The 16,045-nt window shown below is 38.2% G+C and carries 17 protein-coding genes and 1 pseudogene; 13 read left to right on the top strand and 5 right to left on the bottom strand.

Translation table 11 applies throughout. From position 1 onward, the window contains the following. Nucleotides 1-204 precede the first annotated feature (204 nt). Nucleotides 205-1,599, top strand: coding sequence for a methylenetetrahydrofolate reductase C-terminal domain-containing protein (locus LZZ98_RS08135; protein ID WP_237787407.1), 1,395 nt, complete (start codon nucleotides 205-207; stop codon nucleotides 1,597-1,599). Nucleotides 1,600-1,624: 25 nt separating this feature from the next. Here the strand turns inward: LZZ98_RS08135 and LZZ98_RS08140 are convergent. Beyond that, nucleotides 1,625-2,024 (bottom strand): annotated as a pseudogene (locus tag LZZ98_RS08140) (epoxyqueuosine reductase QueH); the annotation flags it as partial. Between the two features lie 416 nt (nucleotides 2,025-2,440). Between LZZ98_RS08140 and LZZ98_RS08145 the strand changes: the two are divergent. From LZZ98_RS08145 to LZZ98_RS08160, 4 genes are all read left to right on the top strand, one after another. Further along, complete coding sequence (locus LZZ98_RS08145; protein ID WP_237787408.1) at nucleotides 2,441-3,439, top strand: putative oxygenase MesX; 999 nt, start codon at nucleotides 2,441-2,443, stop codon at nucleotides 3,437-3,439. 40 nt (nucleotides 3,440-3,479) lie between these two features. After that, nucleotides 3,480-4,523: a methionine synthase gene (locus LZZ98_RS08150; RefSeq protein ID WP_237787409.1), complete on the top strand. Its 1,044-nt coding sequence runs from the start codon at nucleotides 3,480-3,482 to the stop codon at nucleotides 4,521-4,523. Between the two features lie 102 nt (nucleotides 4,524-4,625). Continuing rightward, nucleotides 4,626-5,120: a flavin reductase gene (locus LZZ98_RS08155; protein ID WP_237787410.1), complete on the top strand. Its 495-nt coding sequence runs from the start codon at nucleotides 4,626-4,628 to the stop codon at nucleotides 5,118-5,120. A 44-nt stretch (nucleotides 5,121-5,164) separates the two neighbouring features. Further along, complete coding sequence (locus LZZ98_RS08160; RefSeq protein WP_237787411.1) at nucleotides 5,165-5,965, top strand: sulfite exporter TauE/SafE family protein; 801 nt, start codon at nucleotides 5,165-5,167, stop codon at nucleotides 5,963-5,965. Nucleotides 5,966-6,266: 301 nt separating this feature from the next. On the opposite strand, the gene LZZ98_RS08165 is transcribed toward LZZ98_RS08160, so the two are convergent. Continuing rightward, nucleotides 6,267-6,962, bottom strand: a complete 696-nt coding sequence (locus LZZ98_RS08165; RefSeq protein WP_237787412.1) for a DUF1826 domain-containing protein — start codon at nucleotides 6,960-6,962, stop codon at nucleotides 6,267-6,269. 418 nt (nucleotides 6,963-7,380) lie between these two features. Here LZZ98_RS08165 and LZZ98_RS08170 point away from each other — a divergent pair, with 418 nt between their 5' ends. The 3 genes from LZZ98_RS08170 to LZZ98_RS08180 all read left to right on the top strand — a co-directional run bounded on the left by LZZ98_RS08170 (nucleotide 7,381) and on the right by LZZ98_RS08180 (nucleotide 8,183). Beyond that, on the top strand, nucleotides 7,381-7,596 hold the full coding sequence (locus LZZ98_RS08170; protein ID WP_237787413.1) for a cold-shock protein: 216 nt from the start codon (nucleotides 7,381-7,383) through the stop codon (nucleotides 7,594-7,596). Between the two features lie 99 nt (nucleotides 7,597-7,695). After that, nucleotides 7,696-7,923, top strand: a complete 228-nt coding sequence (locus LZZ98_RS08175; protein ID WP_237787414.1) for a hypothetical protein — start codon at nucleotides 7,696-7,698, stop codon at nucleotides 7,921-7,923. Nucleotides 7,924-7,985: 62 nt separating this feature from the next. Next, on the top strand, nucleotides 7,986-8,183 hold the full coding sequence (locus LZZ98_RS08180; protein WP_237787415.1) for a hypothetical protein: 198 nt from the start codon (nucleotides 7,986-7,988) through the stop codon (nucleotides 8,181-8,183). A 562-nt stretch (nucleotides 8,184-8,745) separates the two neighbouring features. Here LZZ98_RS08180 and LZZ98_RS08185 read toward each other — a convergent pair. Together LZZ98_RS08185 and LZZ98_RS08190 are read right to left on the bottom strand one after the other, a co-directional pair. Continuing rightward, the gene (locus LZZ98_RS08185; RefSeq protein WP_237787416.1) at nucleotides 8,746-9,744 is read right to left on the bottom strand and encodes an NADP-dependent oxidoreductase; all 999 of its coding nucleotides are present in this window, start codon (nucleotides 9,742-9,744) and stop codon (nucleotides 8,746-8,748) included. A 49-nt stretch (nucleotides 9,745-9,793) separates the two neighbouring features. Then, complete coding sequence (locus LZZ98_RS08190) at nucleotides 9,794-10,597, bottom strand: oxidoreductase (protein ID WP_237787417.1); 804 nt, start codon at nucleotides 10,595-10,597, stop codon at nucleotides 9,794-9,796. 237 nt (nucleotides 10,598-10,834) lie between these two features. Between LZZ98_RS08190 and LZZ98_RS08195 the strand changes: the two genes are divergently transcribed. From LZZ98_RS08195 to LZZ98_RS08210, 4 genes are read left to right on the top strand one after another with little or no spacing between them, the layout of a single operon-like run. Beyond that, entirely contained in the window at nucleotides 10,835-11,848 is a 1,014-nt protein-coding gene (locus tag LZZ98_RS08195; RefSeq protein WP_237787418.1) for an alpha/beta fold hydrolase, read from the top strand. A gap of 39 nt (nucleotides 11,849-11,887) precedes the next feature. Beyond that, nucleotides 11,888-12,751 carry an alpha/beta fold hydrolase gene (locus tag LZZ98_RS08200; protein ID WP_237787419.1) on the top strand — a complete coding sequence of 288 codons (864 nt, stop codon included), beginning with the start codon at nucleotides 11,888-11,890 and terminating at the stop codon, nucleotides 12,749-12,751. 54 nt (nucleotides 12,752-12,805) lie between these two features. Beyond that, nucleotides 12,806-13,192, top strand: coding sequence for a helicase (locus LZZ98_RS08205; RefSeq protein ID WP_237787420.1), 387 nt, complete (start codon nucleotides 12,806-12,808; stop codon nucleotides 13,190-13,192). A gap of 9 nt (nucleotides 13,193-13,201) precedes the next feature. Then, nucleotides 13,202-14,455 carry an NADH:flavin oxidoreductase/NADH oxidase family protein gene (locus LZZ98_RS08210; RefSeq protein WP_237787421.1) on the top strand — a complete coding sequence of 418 codons (1,254 nt, stop codon included), beginning with the start codon at nucleotides 13,202-13,204 and terminating at the stop codon, nucleotides 14,453-14,455. A 29-nt stretch (nucleotides 14,456-14,484) separates the two neighbouring features. On the opposite strand, the gene LZZ98_RS08215 is transcribed toward LZZ98_RS08210, so the two are convergent. Next, complete coding sequence (locus tag LZZ98_RS08215; protein ID WP_237787422.1) at nucleotides 14,485-14,946, bottom strand: winged helix-turn-helix transcriptional regulator; 462 nt, start codon at nucleotides 14,944-14,946, stop codon at nucleotides 14,485-14,487. Nucleotides 14,947-15,444: 498 nt separating this feature from the next. On the opposite strand from LZZ98_RS08215, the gene LZZ98_RS08220 reads away from it, so the two are divergent. Beyond that, on the top strand, nucleotides 15,445-16,011 hold the full coding sequence (locus tag LZZ98_RS08220) for a recombinase family protein (protein ID WP_237787430.1): 567 nt from the start codon (nucleotides 15,445-15,447) through the stop codon (nucleotides 16,009-16,011). The last annotated feature ends 34 nt before the right edge of the window (nucleotides 16,012-16,045 follow it).

Here is a 16,045-nt window from a genome sequence, read left to right on the forward strand (position 1 = left end):
GTTTTTTTTAGATGAATGTTTTACCCAATGCAAGAAAATCAAGCTGATGAATGAGGTAGCAAAAGAGATTTGGGAATAACTACCATTTAATAGGTATAACTTCTGCCACCGCTATTTATTGGTAGTAGCAAGTGGTTTTTCAATCTTTCTGGCCTATAATAATTCAGCTCAATCTCTTTCTGATCCTTTAGATCTACTTTGTATATGCCCCAATTATCCTCCTTTTTTCAAAAAAACCAGTTTTGTATTCTGGTGGAATATCTCACTTCATTAAATGAGATTTTTGCCGTAAAAACGGCATTTGCTGGCTATCCTGCTGTAATGACTTTGGCAGACCGTGTTCATTCAGATCATGATATGGCGCCGCTTGAAGCGAGTAAGCGATATCCAAACTCAGTGGAAAAGGTTCTGCATTTTGCTGGCAAAGGACGGGATATTCAGGATTTTGAGTTATTCCTACAGCAAGCTAAGGCGGCTAATATCAACAATCTTTTATTGCTGACAGGCGACAAGCTAAAAGAACATCATGATGGAAAAGACGGAGCAGAGCGTAGCCGATACCTGGAGTCGGTGAATGCTGTTATGGCGGCCAAACAATTTGGCGGATTTTGCATTGGCGTTGCATTTAACCCGTTTAAATATGTTGAAGCAGAACGCGATGCCCAGTACTTAAAACTGCATAAGAAGATTAAAGCGGGGGCTGATTTTATTATCACGCAATTGGGTTATGACATTGATGCACTCAAGCAGGTTAAGGCATTTTTAAAACGCCACCATTACGCACAGAAAATCCTCGCATGTGTGATGCCGCTCAGTTTGGCGCGCGCCAACTTTATGGTAAAAAATAAAGTTGCAGGGATTGTCATTACGCCGCATATGCTCAAAGTATTGGCAGATGAGAAACAAGCCGGACTGAGCGAGCGGGTTTATTTGCGATGTGCTTTACAAATTTTGATGTGCAAACAGCTTGGATTTGCCGGTGTTGATTTATCTGCCTGTCATAAGCCTGAAGAACAGATGCTGCTAGAAAGCTATATTGAGCAATATCGGCATCTGGGTTTAGATGCACTTGAATCGCTATGGATGTCCTTATGGAAAATTAAAACGGGGAAGGAGTTCATACCGGAACTATCTTCTTTTTCCCGCCAGCCATCATCTAGTCAGATGATTAAATATTATCAATTACATTTAATGCATGATGCTTTATTTGATTCAAAAATTGCTAAGGGTGTCGGCCGCTTTATTTTTAAAGCGCCATTTTGGGAACGCAAGGCTGCTGCAAAAACCTTGCTGAAAACTGAATTCATCAGCAAACATAGTATTGTCGGCTGTGAAAGCTGCGGGCATTGTCGTTTGGGAGATACATTATATATCTGTCCTGAAACTTGCCCGAAAGGTTTAGCCAATGGGCCGTGCGGCGGGACAAGCTTAGACCGCTGTGAATTTGGTGATCGAGAATGTATTCATTCGGTTAAAGCAAGACTCGCCAAGGCGGTAGAACAAACCCAAGTGTTAAAAGAAAAACTGATTCCAACTGTACCGATTGAAGTGCGCGGAACCAGTTCTTGGAAGAATTGGTATTTAGCGACAGAGGTTTAAAGGACTATTACTTAAAGGATCATTGTTAATCTTCATCATCCATGGCATTAGAATAGAATTTTACCCCCAAGTTTAATACGGTCACGCCCTTGGCTCATATGCCAACGGTTAATGTCACGAAGTGAGTACACACAACCACAGTATTCCTGTTGATAAAATTCTCCATTTTTACTGATTTCTAGCATACGCACAGCACCGCCATTTTTACGCCAGTTATAGTCCCAATAAGTAATGCCTGGGTAATGTGAAGCAGAACGATGACCACAATCATTAATCTGTTTCATATTTTTCCAGCGTGAAATACCCAATGAGCTACTGATCAGGCTAAAACCATTTTCTGCTACATACAGGGCAGTGCGTTCAAAGCGCATATCAAAACACATGGTACAGCGGATGCCTTTTTCAGGTTCATTCTCCATACCTTTCTAGTGATTTGCTTGGTCTAAAAAGAATGAATATGTTGATCTTTTCTCATATTAAAATGAGCTAGATTCACTTTGAATGAAATTCAAGCTTTCCTCATTAGAACTTAAATCTGAATAAACATGTATTGGATTCAGTTTGTAGGCTTTAGATGCTGCTATTAAGTTTTATTGATAAAAGCATAATAAGTTATTGTTATTTAATTAATTATATTTTGTTTTAGTAGTGATTATTACTCGGACAAGCCTCTCTTAATTTCAACTGTTTGAATGAATTTCATTGAATCATACTGCTAAACATGAATTTTTCTCACTTTGTGTTGAGGTTAAATCATTTTTATTCATCTTTGAATTCACGTATAAATTGCTCCATACATAAATTTTGATTTTGTTTTTTAGAAATTAGGGCAGTGAATACCATGAGCAATAAATTTGCATGTTCAATTAAAAAAATCCGTTTTGATGAGAACTACGAGCCAGCAAACAATACACGTTTGACGACTAACTTTGCTAATTTGGCACGTGGTGAAAGCCGCCAAGAAAATCTTCGTCGTACACTTGCAATGATCAACAATCGTTTCAATAGCTTGGCAACGGTCGATAATCCAAAGGGTGATCGTTATTCACTTGAAATCGATATCATCTCTGCGGAAATTGATATCGAAGGCAATGGTCAAACTTTCCCATTCATTGAAACCTTAAAAAGTACCATTATCGATCATCATACCAATGAACGTATTGAAGGCATGATTGGCAACAGCTTTTCATCTTATGTACGTGATTATGACTTTAGTGTGGTATTGCCATCACTTGGTTGCAAGTTCAATGAAAAGCCTGAAGACTTTGGAGACCTGCACGGCAAGCTGTATCAACATCTCGTGAATTCAGAGGTCTTTAAAGCGGAATTTAACAAACAACCTGTGATCTGTTTAAGTGTTTCAACGACTAAAACCTATTACCGTACTGCCAATGTTCACCCGATATTAGGTGTGGAATATACCAACGATGATTACTCACGTACCGATGAATACTTCGCAAAAATGGGTTTAAGCGTGCGTTATTTCAAACCTGAAAATGGTAATGCGCCGTTGGCATTCTATTTTGCAGGCGACTTGTTGCGTGATTATACCGATTTCGAATTGATCAGCGCGATCAGCACCATGGAAAGCTTCCAAAAAATCTATCGTCCTGAAATTTATAATACCAATTCACCTGCAGGTGTGGTGTATCAGCCAAGCTTGAGCTATGGGGATTATTCATTGACTCGTATTGTCTATGACCGTGTTGAACGTAGTGAATTGGCGGTAAAACAAGGTAAATGGACAGAAGAAAACTTCATCAAACCCTATAAAGACATTCTTGAACAGTGGGCTGCTAACTTCACTGTAGCCAATGCTCAGCAAAATCAAGCTGCCTAATACATCACATATAAACAAATTTAGAGAAAGAAGATTAGACATGGCACTTGTACAACCAAAAATGTTACTTCCAACATCAACAGCAGGCAGCTTACCGAAACCTTCTTGGCTCGCTGAACCTGAAAAGCTTTGGTCAGCTTGGAAACTTGAAGGTGAAGAGCTTTTAGAGGCAAAACGTGATGCATTAAAATTGTCTTTGCATGAGCAACGCCAAGCCGGGATCGATATCGTAAGTGATGGTGAGCAAACCCGTCAGCACTTTGTGACAACCTTTATTGAGCATCTTGAAGGTGTGGATTTTGAAAAGCGTGAAACCATGCGTATCCGTAACCGTTATGATGCCAGCGTGCCATCAGTGGTGGGTGAAGTTTCTCGTAAACAATCTGTGTTCGTAGAGGATGCAAAATTCTTGCGTAGCCAAACCACGCAGCCGATTAAATGGGCACTGCCGGGTCCGATGACTATGATTGACACGCTTTATGATGGTCATTATAAGAGCCGTGAAAAATTGGCGTGGGAATTTGCCAAAATTCTGAACCAAGAAGCACTTGAACTAGAAGCAGCTGGGGTTGATATCATTCAGTTTGATGAACCTGCCTTTAACGTGTTCTTTGATGAAGTGAATGATTGGGGCGTGTCGACTTTAGAGCGTGCACTTGAAGGTTTGAAATGCGAAACTGCGGTACACATTTGCTACGGTTATGGCATTAAAGCCAATACAGATTGGAAAAAAACCTTGGGTAATGAATGGCGTCAATACGAAGAAGCCTTCCCAAAACTACAAAAGTCTAAGATCGATATCGTGTCACTCGAATGCCAAAATTCACGTGTACCGATGGATTTGATTGAACTGATTCGTGGCAAAAAAGTCATGGTTGGGGCGATTGATGTGGCGACCAACCAAATTGAAACCCCTGAAGAAGTAGCAAATACTTTACGTAAGGCGCTTCAGTTCGTCGATGCTGACAAGCTTTATCCATCGACCAACTGCGGTATGACACCTTTATCTCGTCCAGTCGCTCGCGGCAAACTCGAAGCATTAAGCGCAGGTGCTGCCATTGTTCGTCAAGAACTGACCGCTTAATTCTAAGCTGTCTCAATAAGTGCAGGGTGGATGATATATCAAATTATCCATTTCCCTGACTTGAGTAAGAGACAAGCCATATATACATTTGAGATAGAAGAGATGATTGAAGCAACCGATTTTAGAAATGCAATGTCCTTGTTAACGACTGCTGTGAATGTAATCACCACACAAGGTACAGCAGGGATGCATGGTTTCACTGCATCCGCCGTATGTAGTGTGACCGATACACCGCCGACATTACTGGTTTGCATGAATCAATCATCTCGCTCACATGCACATTTTATTGAAAATAAAGTCCTGTCAGTGAATGTCTTAAGCACACAGCATGAACAGATCTCAAATGCATTTGCATCGAGCAAATTCAGTTCTGAACAGCGATTTCAATTGGGTGCTTGGACAACACTAAAAACAGGTGCTCCGATTCTCGAAGATGCACTTGTTAGTTTTGATTGCCAAATTGAAGAAATGCAAAACGTCGGTACACACAGCATTTTCTTATGCTGTGTCGTAGCGATTAAACAAAGTCAGCAAGAAGAAAGCCTAGTCTATTTTAACCGTGCTTATCATCAAGTCGGTCAACTCGAACTCGCTTAATTACTCATTGCTTCAATACTCCATTCTTTAAAAGTCAGCATATCGTGGAACTTATTATTTTTTTAATCATCGGGGCACTTGCTGGATTTGCAGCAGGTCTCTTCGGTGTCGGTGGTGGTACGATTATCGTCCCACTCTTGTTTATCGTCTTTACCCAAATGGATTACAGTCCTGATGTCATTATGCATTTGGCGTTAGGGACTTCACTCGCGACGATTGTGGTGACGTCGATTAGCTCATTGATGGCACACCATAAAAATGGTGCGGTGATGTGGCCGGTATTTAAAAACCTGGCGCCACCGATGGCGATCGGCTGTTTTGCCGGAGCAGCCATTGCAGGATGGCTTTCAGGAATACATCTTCAACTCATTGTTGGTTTATTCTTGATTTGGGTAGCATATACCATGTTTACTGGTGCTAAAAAGGCAGTCGATCCAACAAAGTCTTTGCCTTCAACAGGTAAACAAATTGCTGCAGGTTCTGTGATTGGTGTGGCTTCAGCCATTTTTGGGATTGGCGGTGGTAGTGTCACTGTGCCATATCTCACCCGTTATGGTGTGGTGATGCAAAAGGCGGTCGGAACATCGGCTGCTTGTGGTTTACCAATTGCGATTGCAGGTGCTTTGGGCTTTATGATTTTTGGGATGAAAGCGCATGCGGCTGTTCCCAATAGTATAGGCTATGTACATACTTATGCATTCTTAGGCATCAGCCTCATGAGTTTCTTTACCGCAAAGTTGGGTGCAAAAACAGCGCATGCATTATCACCACAAGTGCTTAAAAAATGTTTTGCCTTATTGTTAGTTATTGTAGGATGCTTTTTCCTGTTTAAGGCCTTCAATTAAATCATTATCAGCAAATAAAGCTCACTATATCTGGGCTTTATTATTTTATAGGAATTAAATTTGTATTAGGCTTTTTGCATAAGTCGAGTTTTGAAAAATATTTGATTCACAATGAGAATTCCCTCTCCTTTGAAAAGGATGAGCGTTAATACGCGCAAGAGGGAGAGGATTTGTATGAGAAATTCCCCTCATCCTCTTGCGCAGCGTTGCTGCTCATCCCCGTGGGAGAAGGGACTTTTCAATATTAATTTAAAGTCAATTGATGAGCATTTTTGACTTTAGAAAAAATTCTAATAAATCATTAACAAATCAATAGCAGACGATATACATTATTTTCAGCAGGTGCTCTATGTACACAAGGCAAAACTTGCTGTGTTGGATGATCAACTGCCAAGCGCCAAAGATGTCCTAGGCCTAAATTCACAGGTTTTGCATCAGGTTTAGGTTGATAATGCAGATCAAAGAAATATTCTTCTAAAAAATTTTCAAATCCTGCTTCTGCGCCGTCATATAGTGCTTTTAGTTGTGCTCTAATTTCTGGAATCAAAATCTTTTGCTCGACCTGATCATTCGGCAAAATATCGCTTGCAGCACCGTAATAGGTACATAAAAAGGTATCTGTACCAATCGGTGAGCGATCGACATGAAAGGAATAGACATCTGTCGAAATAAAATCCAGTTCATCATCCCGTTCATAACTTTTAAGCAAATTCAGAGAAGGGGATGCACCAAAATCGGTTAAAAGTTGCATATCCTTTAAGATAATTTCTCTAGCCAGATGACCATTTTCTGAAAGCTGAAGCGCCAAAAGATCTTCAATAGAAACTTCCGTAATGTTCTCTTTTAAATAAAGTTTAGCGACAATCTCTTTAAAATCACCCGCCAAATTTCTAGACCAGCAAATGGCATTCATATCGTCTTGAAAATTTGAATGAACAAGTTCAGAAAAAGTTGAAACCACACTAATTTGATTGTTTCCAGAAAATGTATTCGTCATACCCGAATGAAATTATTCATTAATCATGTCTAATTATATACACTCAGCGCTATAGAGATGGAAAATGATTAAGGACATAAGACAATTTTATAGACGACACCATTTTCGGTTTTTCAGATCGTGAAAAATAAAAGTGCCATTTGGCACAAAATCGCATTCATTACTTATCAAACTTACTAAGTGGATAGGCAATACTTTTTTATAAAAAAAATAAATATGCATATAAAAAAACTTGATTAAATCGATTTTTAGTGTATAGTTAACTTAACTAGAAAAAAGTCTTGTTTCGGTAAATCTTCTTTAAGTATCGCAGTTTTAGTCATAATCCTTCGTTTTTTTCAGATTTTAAGTCTCATTCTTTATTATTTCAAAGTTATAATCGGTCAACAAAATGACTAAAAAATTAGTAGGATATATTATGTCAAACTCAAATATTGTTAAAGGTACTGTTAAGTGGTTCAACGAAACTAAAGGTTTTGGTTTCATTCAACAAGAATCAGGTCCAGACGTTTTTGCTCATTTCAGCGAAATCGCGAGTTCAGGTTTCAAAACCTTACTTGAAGGCCAGCAAGTTGAATTCAGTATAGCTCAAGGTCAAAAAGGACCGAATGCTGTAAATATTGTTGCTATCTAAGTAATAATAGGCAGTAATAAAAAGCACTCATGAGTGCTTTTTTTATACTTTAAAATTTGTTTTCAAAATTGAAAAAATCTCTAAAAAATAGGATATAAGTTGTTAAAAATAAATGATTTAATTGCAAAATCTAAAAATGGTACTGAAATTATTGTTTCATTAATTCCCCTCAATAAAATGCAAAATACACGTCAAGGTTTAAAAAGAGTAGAAGTGGGTAAAAGAGTTCTTCTTTCATCGGGAATCGAGGTTGATTTAAATTTGGATGGCCGTACATTTTACACTTCTCCAAATCAATTATTTAAATTAAACCATAAAGTTTCTTAGAGATAAAATTAATAAACATCAATATCTTAGGTTTTCCCACTACAATTTTATTAAGGGTATATATGTTTAAACAGAGTCTCAGCGTGAAAGATCAGTTTGGTGTTAAACACGCTATTCAAGCAACAGTGGATCATCAGTTTGCCAACACGCAATCTCATTCGAATATAAAATATATCACCGTTGATGGTGAAGATATTCGACCTGGTTTTGAAATGTTTTTCCAAAGTACTGTGAGTGGAAAAATTTTTAAAATCTTATAGATAATAATTTATGTTAGATCATTATTACCACAAGTATATGTTGCGTATGATCCAGTGTGTGCAAAGGATCTGCCAAGTTTCAGAGTGGGAGAACAGTCTTATTTTTTAGACAAGTAAAATATATAAGTCAAAAATCCTTTTCAGATGCGTTTCTCTTATACGCAGGCTATACAAGAACCACCGTCAGCCCAGTTCTTATAAACTGGGCTGATTGATTTTTTAAAGCTAATTATGAAATTTTGTCAAAGTGGGTTTTATTTTCATAATTAGCTTTAATTTCTGCTGAAAATTTCATAATTAATTTTTATGAACAACATCATAAGAGGTAAGCGTTTTACGTAATATCTTATTTAACTTATGTTCACAATAAATTATTAAAATTTATATTTTATTTTCAATAATTTATTTCGATAAATTAATTTACTTAAATAATCATAGTTCATGAACCTAAGCTTTTTTTAAACTAAAATTAAAATCATAAGTTCTTTCATTCGATTGAAGCCTACTCTCGTTTATTGAGGAAAAGGCATCAAAAGATGCCTTTTTTCTCTTTTCCCTGAATTTATTCTGAAATTTTTATCACTACTTTACCTTTGGCTCTTCCAGTATTTACATATTGGAAAGCATCTTTAATCTCACTGAATTCATAAGTCTTATCAACGATTGGATTTATTTTCCCAGACTCGACTAATTTTGAAATTTCAGATAACTGTTGACCATTCGGTTGCATAAACAAAAATGAGTAGGTGATGCCTCTTTTTTTTGCTTTATTGCGGATTGACCAACTTAAAAGGGGGATAATACATTTCAGTAACCAATTTGCATGAATTGCTTCTGCGAAATCACGATCAGGTGGACCTGAGATACTAATAATACGACCACCACGTTTAAGGACATTTAGAGACTTCTCTAAAGTTTTTCCACCTTGCGTATCTAAAACTACGTCATAGTCTTTAAGTTCTTGCTCAAAATCAGTGGTTTTGTAGTCAATGATCGTGTCTGCACCTAATGCTTTGACCCAGCGAATATTTTTTCCACTTGTGGTTGTTGCAACAGTTGCACCCAAGTGTTTCGCAAGCTGAATAGCAATTGATCCAACACCGCCAGAACCAGCATGAATCAGTACTTTTTGTCCTGCTTGAACTTTCGCAATTTCGACCAAAGCTTGCCATGCAGTTAAAGAAACAAGGGGAAGAGACGCTGCGAGTTCCATAGAAATATTTTGAGGTTTTAGTGCCAGTGAAGATTGCTGTACGACCGTATATTCGGCAAAAGCACCATTCGAATCTGTCTTGGCATACACTTCATCACCGACTTTGAACCGAGTGACATTTGCTCCAACATGAACAACTGTACCAGCAAAATCATTGCCTAAAATAAAAGGAAATTGAACGGGCAGAATTGCCTTAAATTCACCTTCTAAAACTCTTAAGTCGAGTGGGTTAATACTTGCGGCATGAACTTTAATGAGTACATCATTTTCTGTTAGAACTGGTTTGGATTGTTCATCCAGTTGTACATCATTGATATTGCCGTAGCGGTTAATGTAGGCTGCTTTCATATTAGGACCTCTATTTTTTGAATTTTGTTTTAACGTTTCATAAGCATCATTAAACTTTCAAGCTGCGTTGAATTAATGTGTCAAAGATCTTTACTGGGGCAAATTTTCGTAAATTTTTCAAATGTTTTGCAGCCTTGCCCGAGGTATAGCGGGGTAATATGTTTTGACTGTTGATGACCGTTAAAATGGTCTTAGCAACAACACTCGGATCATCTGACTTATTAATTGATTTTATCATTTGTTGATGTAGCTTCTCACGAATGTGATCATACGCTGAGACTTTTGCATCTGCTTCAAGTAAGTTTATTCCTAATGAGGTTTTGGTGTAAGCAGGTTCAATAAGAGAAACACGAATGCCTTGAGACCTTAACTCATGATCTAAAGACTCTGAATAACCTTCGAGCGCATGTTTTGAAGCAGAATAAAGCGCACCAAAAGGTGTTGGTAAAAGTCCTAAAATTGAACTGATATTGAGAATAAGTCCAGATTTCTGTTCACGCATCACAGGAAGTGCCGCACGGGTCATTCGGGCAGCACCAAAAAAATTGGTATCAAAAATAGCTTGAGCTTGTTGCATCGAACTTTCTTCAGCGCCAGCTGGTGCGATTGCAAATCCTGCATTATTGATCAAAACATCAATTCGACCTTCATTCTGAATCACTTTTTCTATTGCATGATTCACCGAATCATCATTATTTACATCTAGCTCAATCAGATGGAATTTATATTGCGAAGCATCACTTGTACGTCGACTCGTACCGTAAACAATAAAACCTGCCTCATGTAAAAGCTCTGCTGTTGCTAAACCAATACCAGAAGATGCACCTGTAATAAGAACTACTTTACTCGTCATACCAAATTTCTCACTTGTAATATGTTGGTGATTGGATAACCAATTTCACCTTGATGTTTAGATCATAATCTAAAATTAAAATAGTTACTACTAAAAAGATAGTGACAGTGTGATTTTTGGGGAGTATATTAAGTACTAAATAAGTACTGACTGTGAATGTATGCTGTTAATCTCAATAGATTGCTCATAAAAAACAGTTAAATCAGTTGAATGAATAGAATGTGAGGAACAAAACAAATGAAATTTCTATTAAATACAATTGCTATGGGATTAACGGTGGTCTCTATCTTTAGTTCCCCATTAACTCAGGCAGAGACGGTGGCATCTATTTCTTTTCGTGACCCCGTGACTCAGGCAAATAAAGTGTCATCCAACATCGTTGTCAATCAGCAAACTGTTCAGAACCCTCAGCAAGATACAAATTGGAAGAATGTCCCGACTCAATTTATTAATGCAGGCGGTATTAACTTCGCTTACCGAGAATATGGTCAACAAAATGGTGGAACGCCTGTCATTTTCTTAAATCATTTGGCTGCTGTATTAGACAATTGGGACCCAAGAATCATTGATGGAATTGCCGCAAAACATCATGTGGTGGTTTTTGATAATCGCGGTGTTGGTGCTTCTACTGGTAAACCTGCCCAGTCGATTGAACAAATGGCAGATGACGCCATTACTTTTATTCAAGCAAAAGGATTTAAACAGGTTGATTTATTTGGTTTTTCAATGGGTGGCATGATTTCGCAAGAGATTGTGCTAAAACAGCCGCAATTGATCCGAAAAATGATCCTATCGGGAACTGGACCTGCGGGTGGTACTGGAATTAGTACAGTGGGTCGAGTTTCAAATTGGGATTTAGTCCGTGGTATGACGACTCGCCAAGATCCTAAAGTTTACTTATTTTTTACTCGGACAGACAATGGTAAAGCTGCTGCAAAAGCATTTGTGCAACGGATAAATGAACGAACTGAAAATCGCAATAAAAAAATAACGCTTTCTGCATATCGTGCCCAGCTTAAAGCCTTAAAAAAATGGGGAAGTAAAAAACCTGCTGACCTTTCAGTCATTCAACAACCCGTCTTAGTGGCGAATGGTGATCATGACCGTATGGTTCCAACGGTCAATACGTATGACTTGGCAAAACGCCTTCCAAATAGCTCGCTCATCATTTATCCAGATGCAGGACATGGTGGAATCTTTCAGTTTCATCAAGATTTCGTCAAGCAATCTTTAACTTTCTTAGCGAAATAGATTTCAACTTAATCGTGTATAAAAAATAGGATAACGACGATGACTACGATTACACACCAAACAGCCGAGACTCAATTCATTGAAGTCGATGGAGCAAGTTTTGCCTATCGTCGCTGGGGTAATACAAATACAGAGCAACCTCCTTTATTTTTTCTTCAGCATTTCCGAGGCGGTTTAGACAATTGGGATCCATTCATTACAGATGGATTAGCAGCAGGACGAGAAGTCATTTTATTCAATGGGCGCGGTGTCGCTTCATCTACAGGTCAGCCACGTACCCGCATTGAGGATATGGCTGATGATGCTGCCGCAGTGATTCGTGCATTGGGTTTAAATCAAGTCGATCTACTCGGATTTTCATTGGGAGGATTTCAGGCACAGGATTTAGTTCGTCGTCATCCAGAGTTGGTCAGAAAATTAATGCTTTTGGGAACAGGCCCAAGAGGTGGAAAACCACGTGGTGATGACCCAGATGTACCAGCTTTAGTCTTGAAGCATGCAACGACTGCTGTGCCTTCTGAAGAGGACTTTCTATTTTTATTCTTTGGTCGATCACCAAAAGCAATTCAAGCAGGGCGTGAATTTTGGCAACGTCGACATCAACGTAAAGATCAGGATCCAGCGAGTTCAGTCGATGTGATGCAGGCTCAGATTGAAGCCAATATGCACTTTTTACCGAAACTTGATGAACAAGATCCATTTGCGCATTTACGTGAGATTAAACAGCCTACTTTTATTCTCAATGGTGTAGATGATGTGATGATTCCGACCATCAATGCCTATCAGATGGCACTTAATATTCCAAATGCACAGCTATTCATTTATCCAGATGCAGGGCATGGCGCACAGTTTCAGTATCCAGAACGTTTCGTTAAACATGCCATACAGTTTCTAGATGAGTAATTAATCAAAACTCCGAAAGGATCTGATTCAAATATAGATAAGTAGATAAATAAAATGATGAAATTTAAGTTATTGCTGTGGATACTGACCAAGCTGTTACAACGAGCTGTGAAAAGCAATCCGAAATGTGCAGCCTATGTGAAAGATAAAAATGTTACATTCCAAATCCAAACTGCAAGTGGTGAAGGGCGTTATTTTGAAGTCAAAAATGGCAAGCTAAGTTCTCACGCAGGACAAACCCAGTCCCCAAGTTTTACCTTTACCTTTAAAACAGGTAATAAGGGTTTTGCGGTGTTATCAGCTAAAGATAGTGTCAATACGTTTCTAACTGCTCTTAGAACAGAGGATCTTGTGATTACTGGAAACTTTGTAGATGTCATGTGGTTTCAAAGTTTAGTGGACTTTATTCAACCTCATTCTCAATCATCTTCCACTGTGTGAGCGAAGCCCATGACTCATTTGCAATTAAAAACGAATCTCCTGAATCAGCCTTTAACTTTACCTAATGGTGTGGTGATTCCAAATCGGTTGGCAAAAGCAGCAACCAGTGAAACTTTAGCCACCTATTCCAATAATCCAACTGAAAAGCATATACGGTTATATCAACGCTGGGCGGCATCAGGGATTGGCATGATTATCACGGGCAACATTATGATTGATCGACGTGCCTTAGGTGAACCGGGGAATGTTGTGATTGAAGATGAGCGTGATTTTGAAATTTTACAGAAATGGGCGAAAAGCGTGACCGAGCAAGGTTCTCAATTGTGGGCACAACTCAATCATCCGGGAAAACAATCACCGAAAGGATTAAATGTCCGTAATATTTCTGCATCGGCCGTGCCATTTGGGGTTGAAATGCAATCTTTATTTGCGACTCCAGATGAAGCAACTCATGAGGAGATCATAGAGATTATTCAACGCTTTGGTCGTAGTGCTGCAATATGTAAAAAGGCAGGATTTAGTGGTGTTGAAATCCATGCTGCACATGGATATTTGATTAATCAATTTTTATCTCCATTACATAATTTAAGAAAGGACGAGTGGGGTGGCACACCCGAAAAACGTCGTAAGTTCCTAATGGACGTTTATACAGAAATACGAAAACAGGTCGGTACAGATTTTCCAATCGCGATAAAACTTAATTCAGCTGATTTTCAAAAAGGTGGATTTACGGAAGAAGACTCTTTAGAGGTTATTAAGGCATTAGCAGACGCAGGAATTGATCTGATTGAAATCTCAGGTGGTACTTACGAATCTGGTGTAGCTAAAGCACCAGAGAAATCTTCAACCATTGCCCGTGAAGCATTTTTTATTGATTTTGCTGAAAAGGTGAGAAAGCATGTAACAACACCATTAATGGTGACAGGTGGTTCTAGAAGTGCAGAGGGAATGAATCAAGCGCTAGAATCCAATGCATTTGATGTGGTTGGAATTGCAAGACTGATGGCAATAGACCCAGATGCTCCCAAATATTTGTTAGCAGGGACAGATAGCAAACAAAAGGTTCAACCCATAAAAACAGGAATTAAAAAAATCGATAGTCTTGGTATTATGGAAGTTCTTTGGTACACCCAACAACTTAACCGTATTGCTCAAGGTAAAGCACCAAAACCTAAAGAAAGTGGTTTATGGGCATTTATTAAATCTGTTTTACGTAGTGGTTGGGGAACATATGCGACCCAGCGTAGCCGGATAAAATCTTAAACCATTCGTTGAAGCTATGAAAAAAGCACTCATTTTGGGTGCTTTTTAGCTTTATTCACCTTGTGGCGAATAGGTCGTGTACCAATTTCGGCTCCTGTCACTTGATCAATCACAATAGGCTTAATTTCAGTACCATTTTCAGCATCAAGAAACGTTACCATTTCTTCAGGATGTTCATAAGGTTTGTATTTACGTCCCCATGCACCAATCACAAATAATACAGGGAGAAAATCCTGACCAGCTTGAGTTAATACATATTCTTCACGAGGAGGATGTTCTGAATATTGTCTTTTTTCAAGTAATCCTTCATCAACTAAAACAGACAAACGTTTAGTTAACATTGTCGGAGCAATGCCTAAATTTTTACGAAATTGGTCAAATCGAGTAAAACCTGCATGTGCATCTCGTAATATCAGCATACTCCAAGCATCACCTAAAACAGACAAACTTCTGGCAATTGGGCAGATTTCAAGACTGGTATTTGTACTCATAGGGAATTAACAAACTGAAAAGTAACTACTATAACAATAGTAACATACTCTGACTTATTAAAGAAAAGCTATTCATCAATAACTTCTATTTTTACTTATAGGTTCTCATAAATTTTATTCAGTATTAATGAACTAAGTTGCAGGTGTTATTTACTGCACTTATGTTCACCAAAAGTCTAGTTCATAAATATATTTATAAAATTTAATAGCTTGAAAAGAATTTTCATTTTTACTGAAAAACTTGGTTCATGAATCCGTTAGAAATAATCAAATTTTTCACAATAACAAGAAAATGTGTTTGATTTAACATACATTTTTAAAATTGAACAACACCATTCACATTTTGATGAGATGAATCCAGAAACATTCGATGAATGGTAAATATCTAGGGTATACCCTAAAACAACATATTTTTATCTAACTAAACAATGTCTCTTTTAAATCTATTACTTATAATAGACAAATTGGATTGTTTTTAGTCAATTTGGAGCAAAGTGCATAAAAGGTCAAAAAGTCGGCTATGTCCGAGTCAGCTCAGTCGAGCAAAATACGGGACGCCAACTTGAAGGCATCGAAATTGATCGGCTGTTCATAGACAAAGCTTCGGGTAAAAATACCGACCGCCCCAAATTTCAGGAAATGCTGAACTATGTTCGAGAAGGGGACATGGTGGTGGTACATTCGATGGATCGTTTTGCGCGTAGCTTAAAAGATCTAGTTGAAGAAGTAGACAAATTGGTTAAGCGGGGTATTGCGATTCAATTTATCAAAGAAAAAATTACCTTTACTGCCCAAGCCACGCCGATGGATAACCTGATGTTGCAACTGATGGGGGCTTTTGCTCAGTTTGAACGTGAAATTATTTTAGAACGGCAAAAAGAAGGCATTAAACTGGCAGCGGCTCAAGGTAAATATAAAGGTCGGGTCCATAAACTCAAACCAGATCAGGCGAATGCTTTACGTCAGGCTTGGGCAGAAGGGAAATATAGTTCGAAGGCTGCTTTGGGGAAGGCTTTTGGAATTAGCCGGCAGGCTGTTTATCGGTATTTAAAAGCTGATGATTAACTCAATTTAAATTGGTAATTCTATAGTTTACTTA

The sequence above is a fragment of the Acinetobacter sp. SM34 genome (assembly GCF_022012365.1).
Classification (GTDB): domain Bacteria; phylum Pseudomonadota; class Gammaproteobacteria; order Pseudomonadales; family Moraxellaceae; genus Acinetobacter.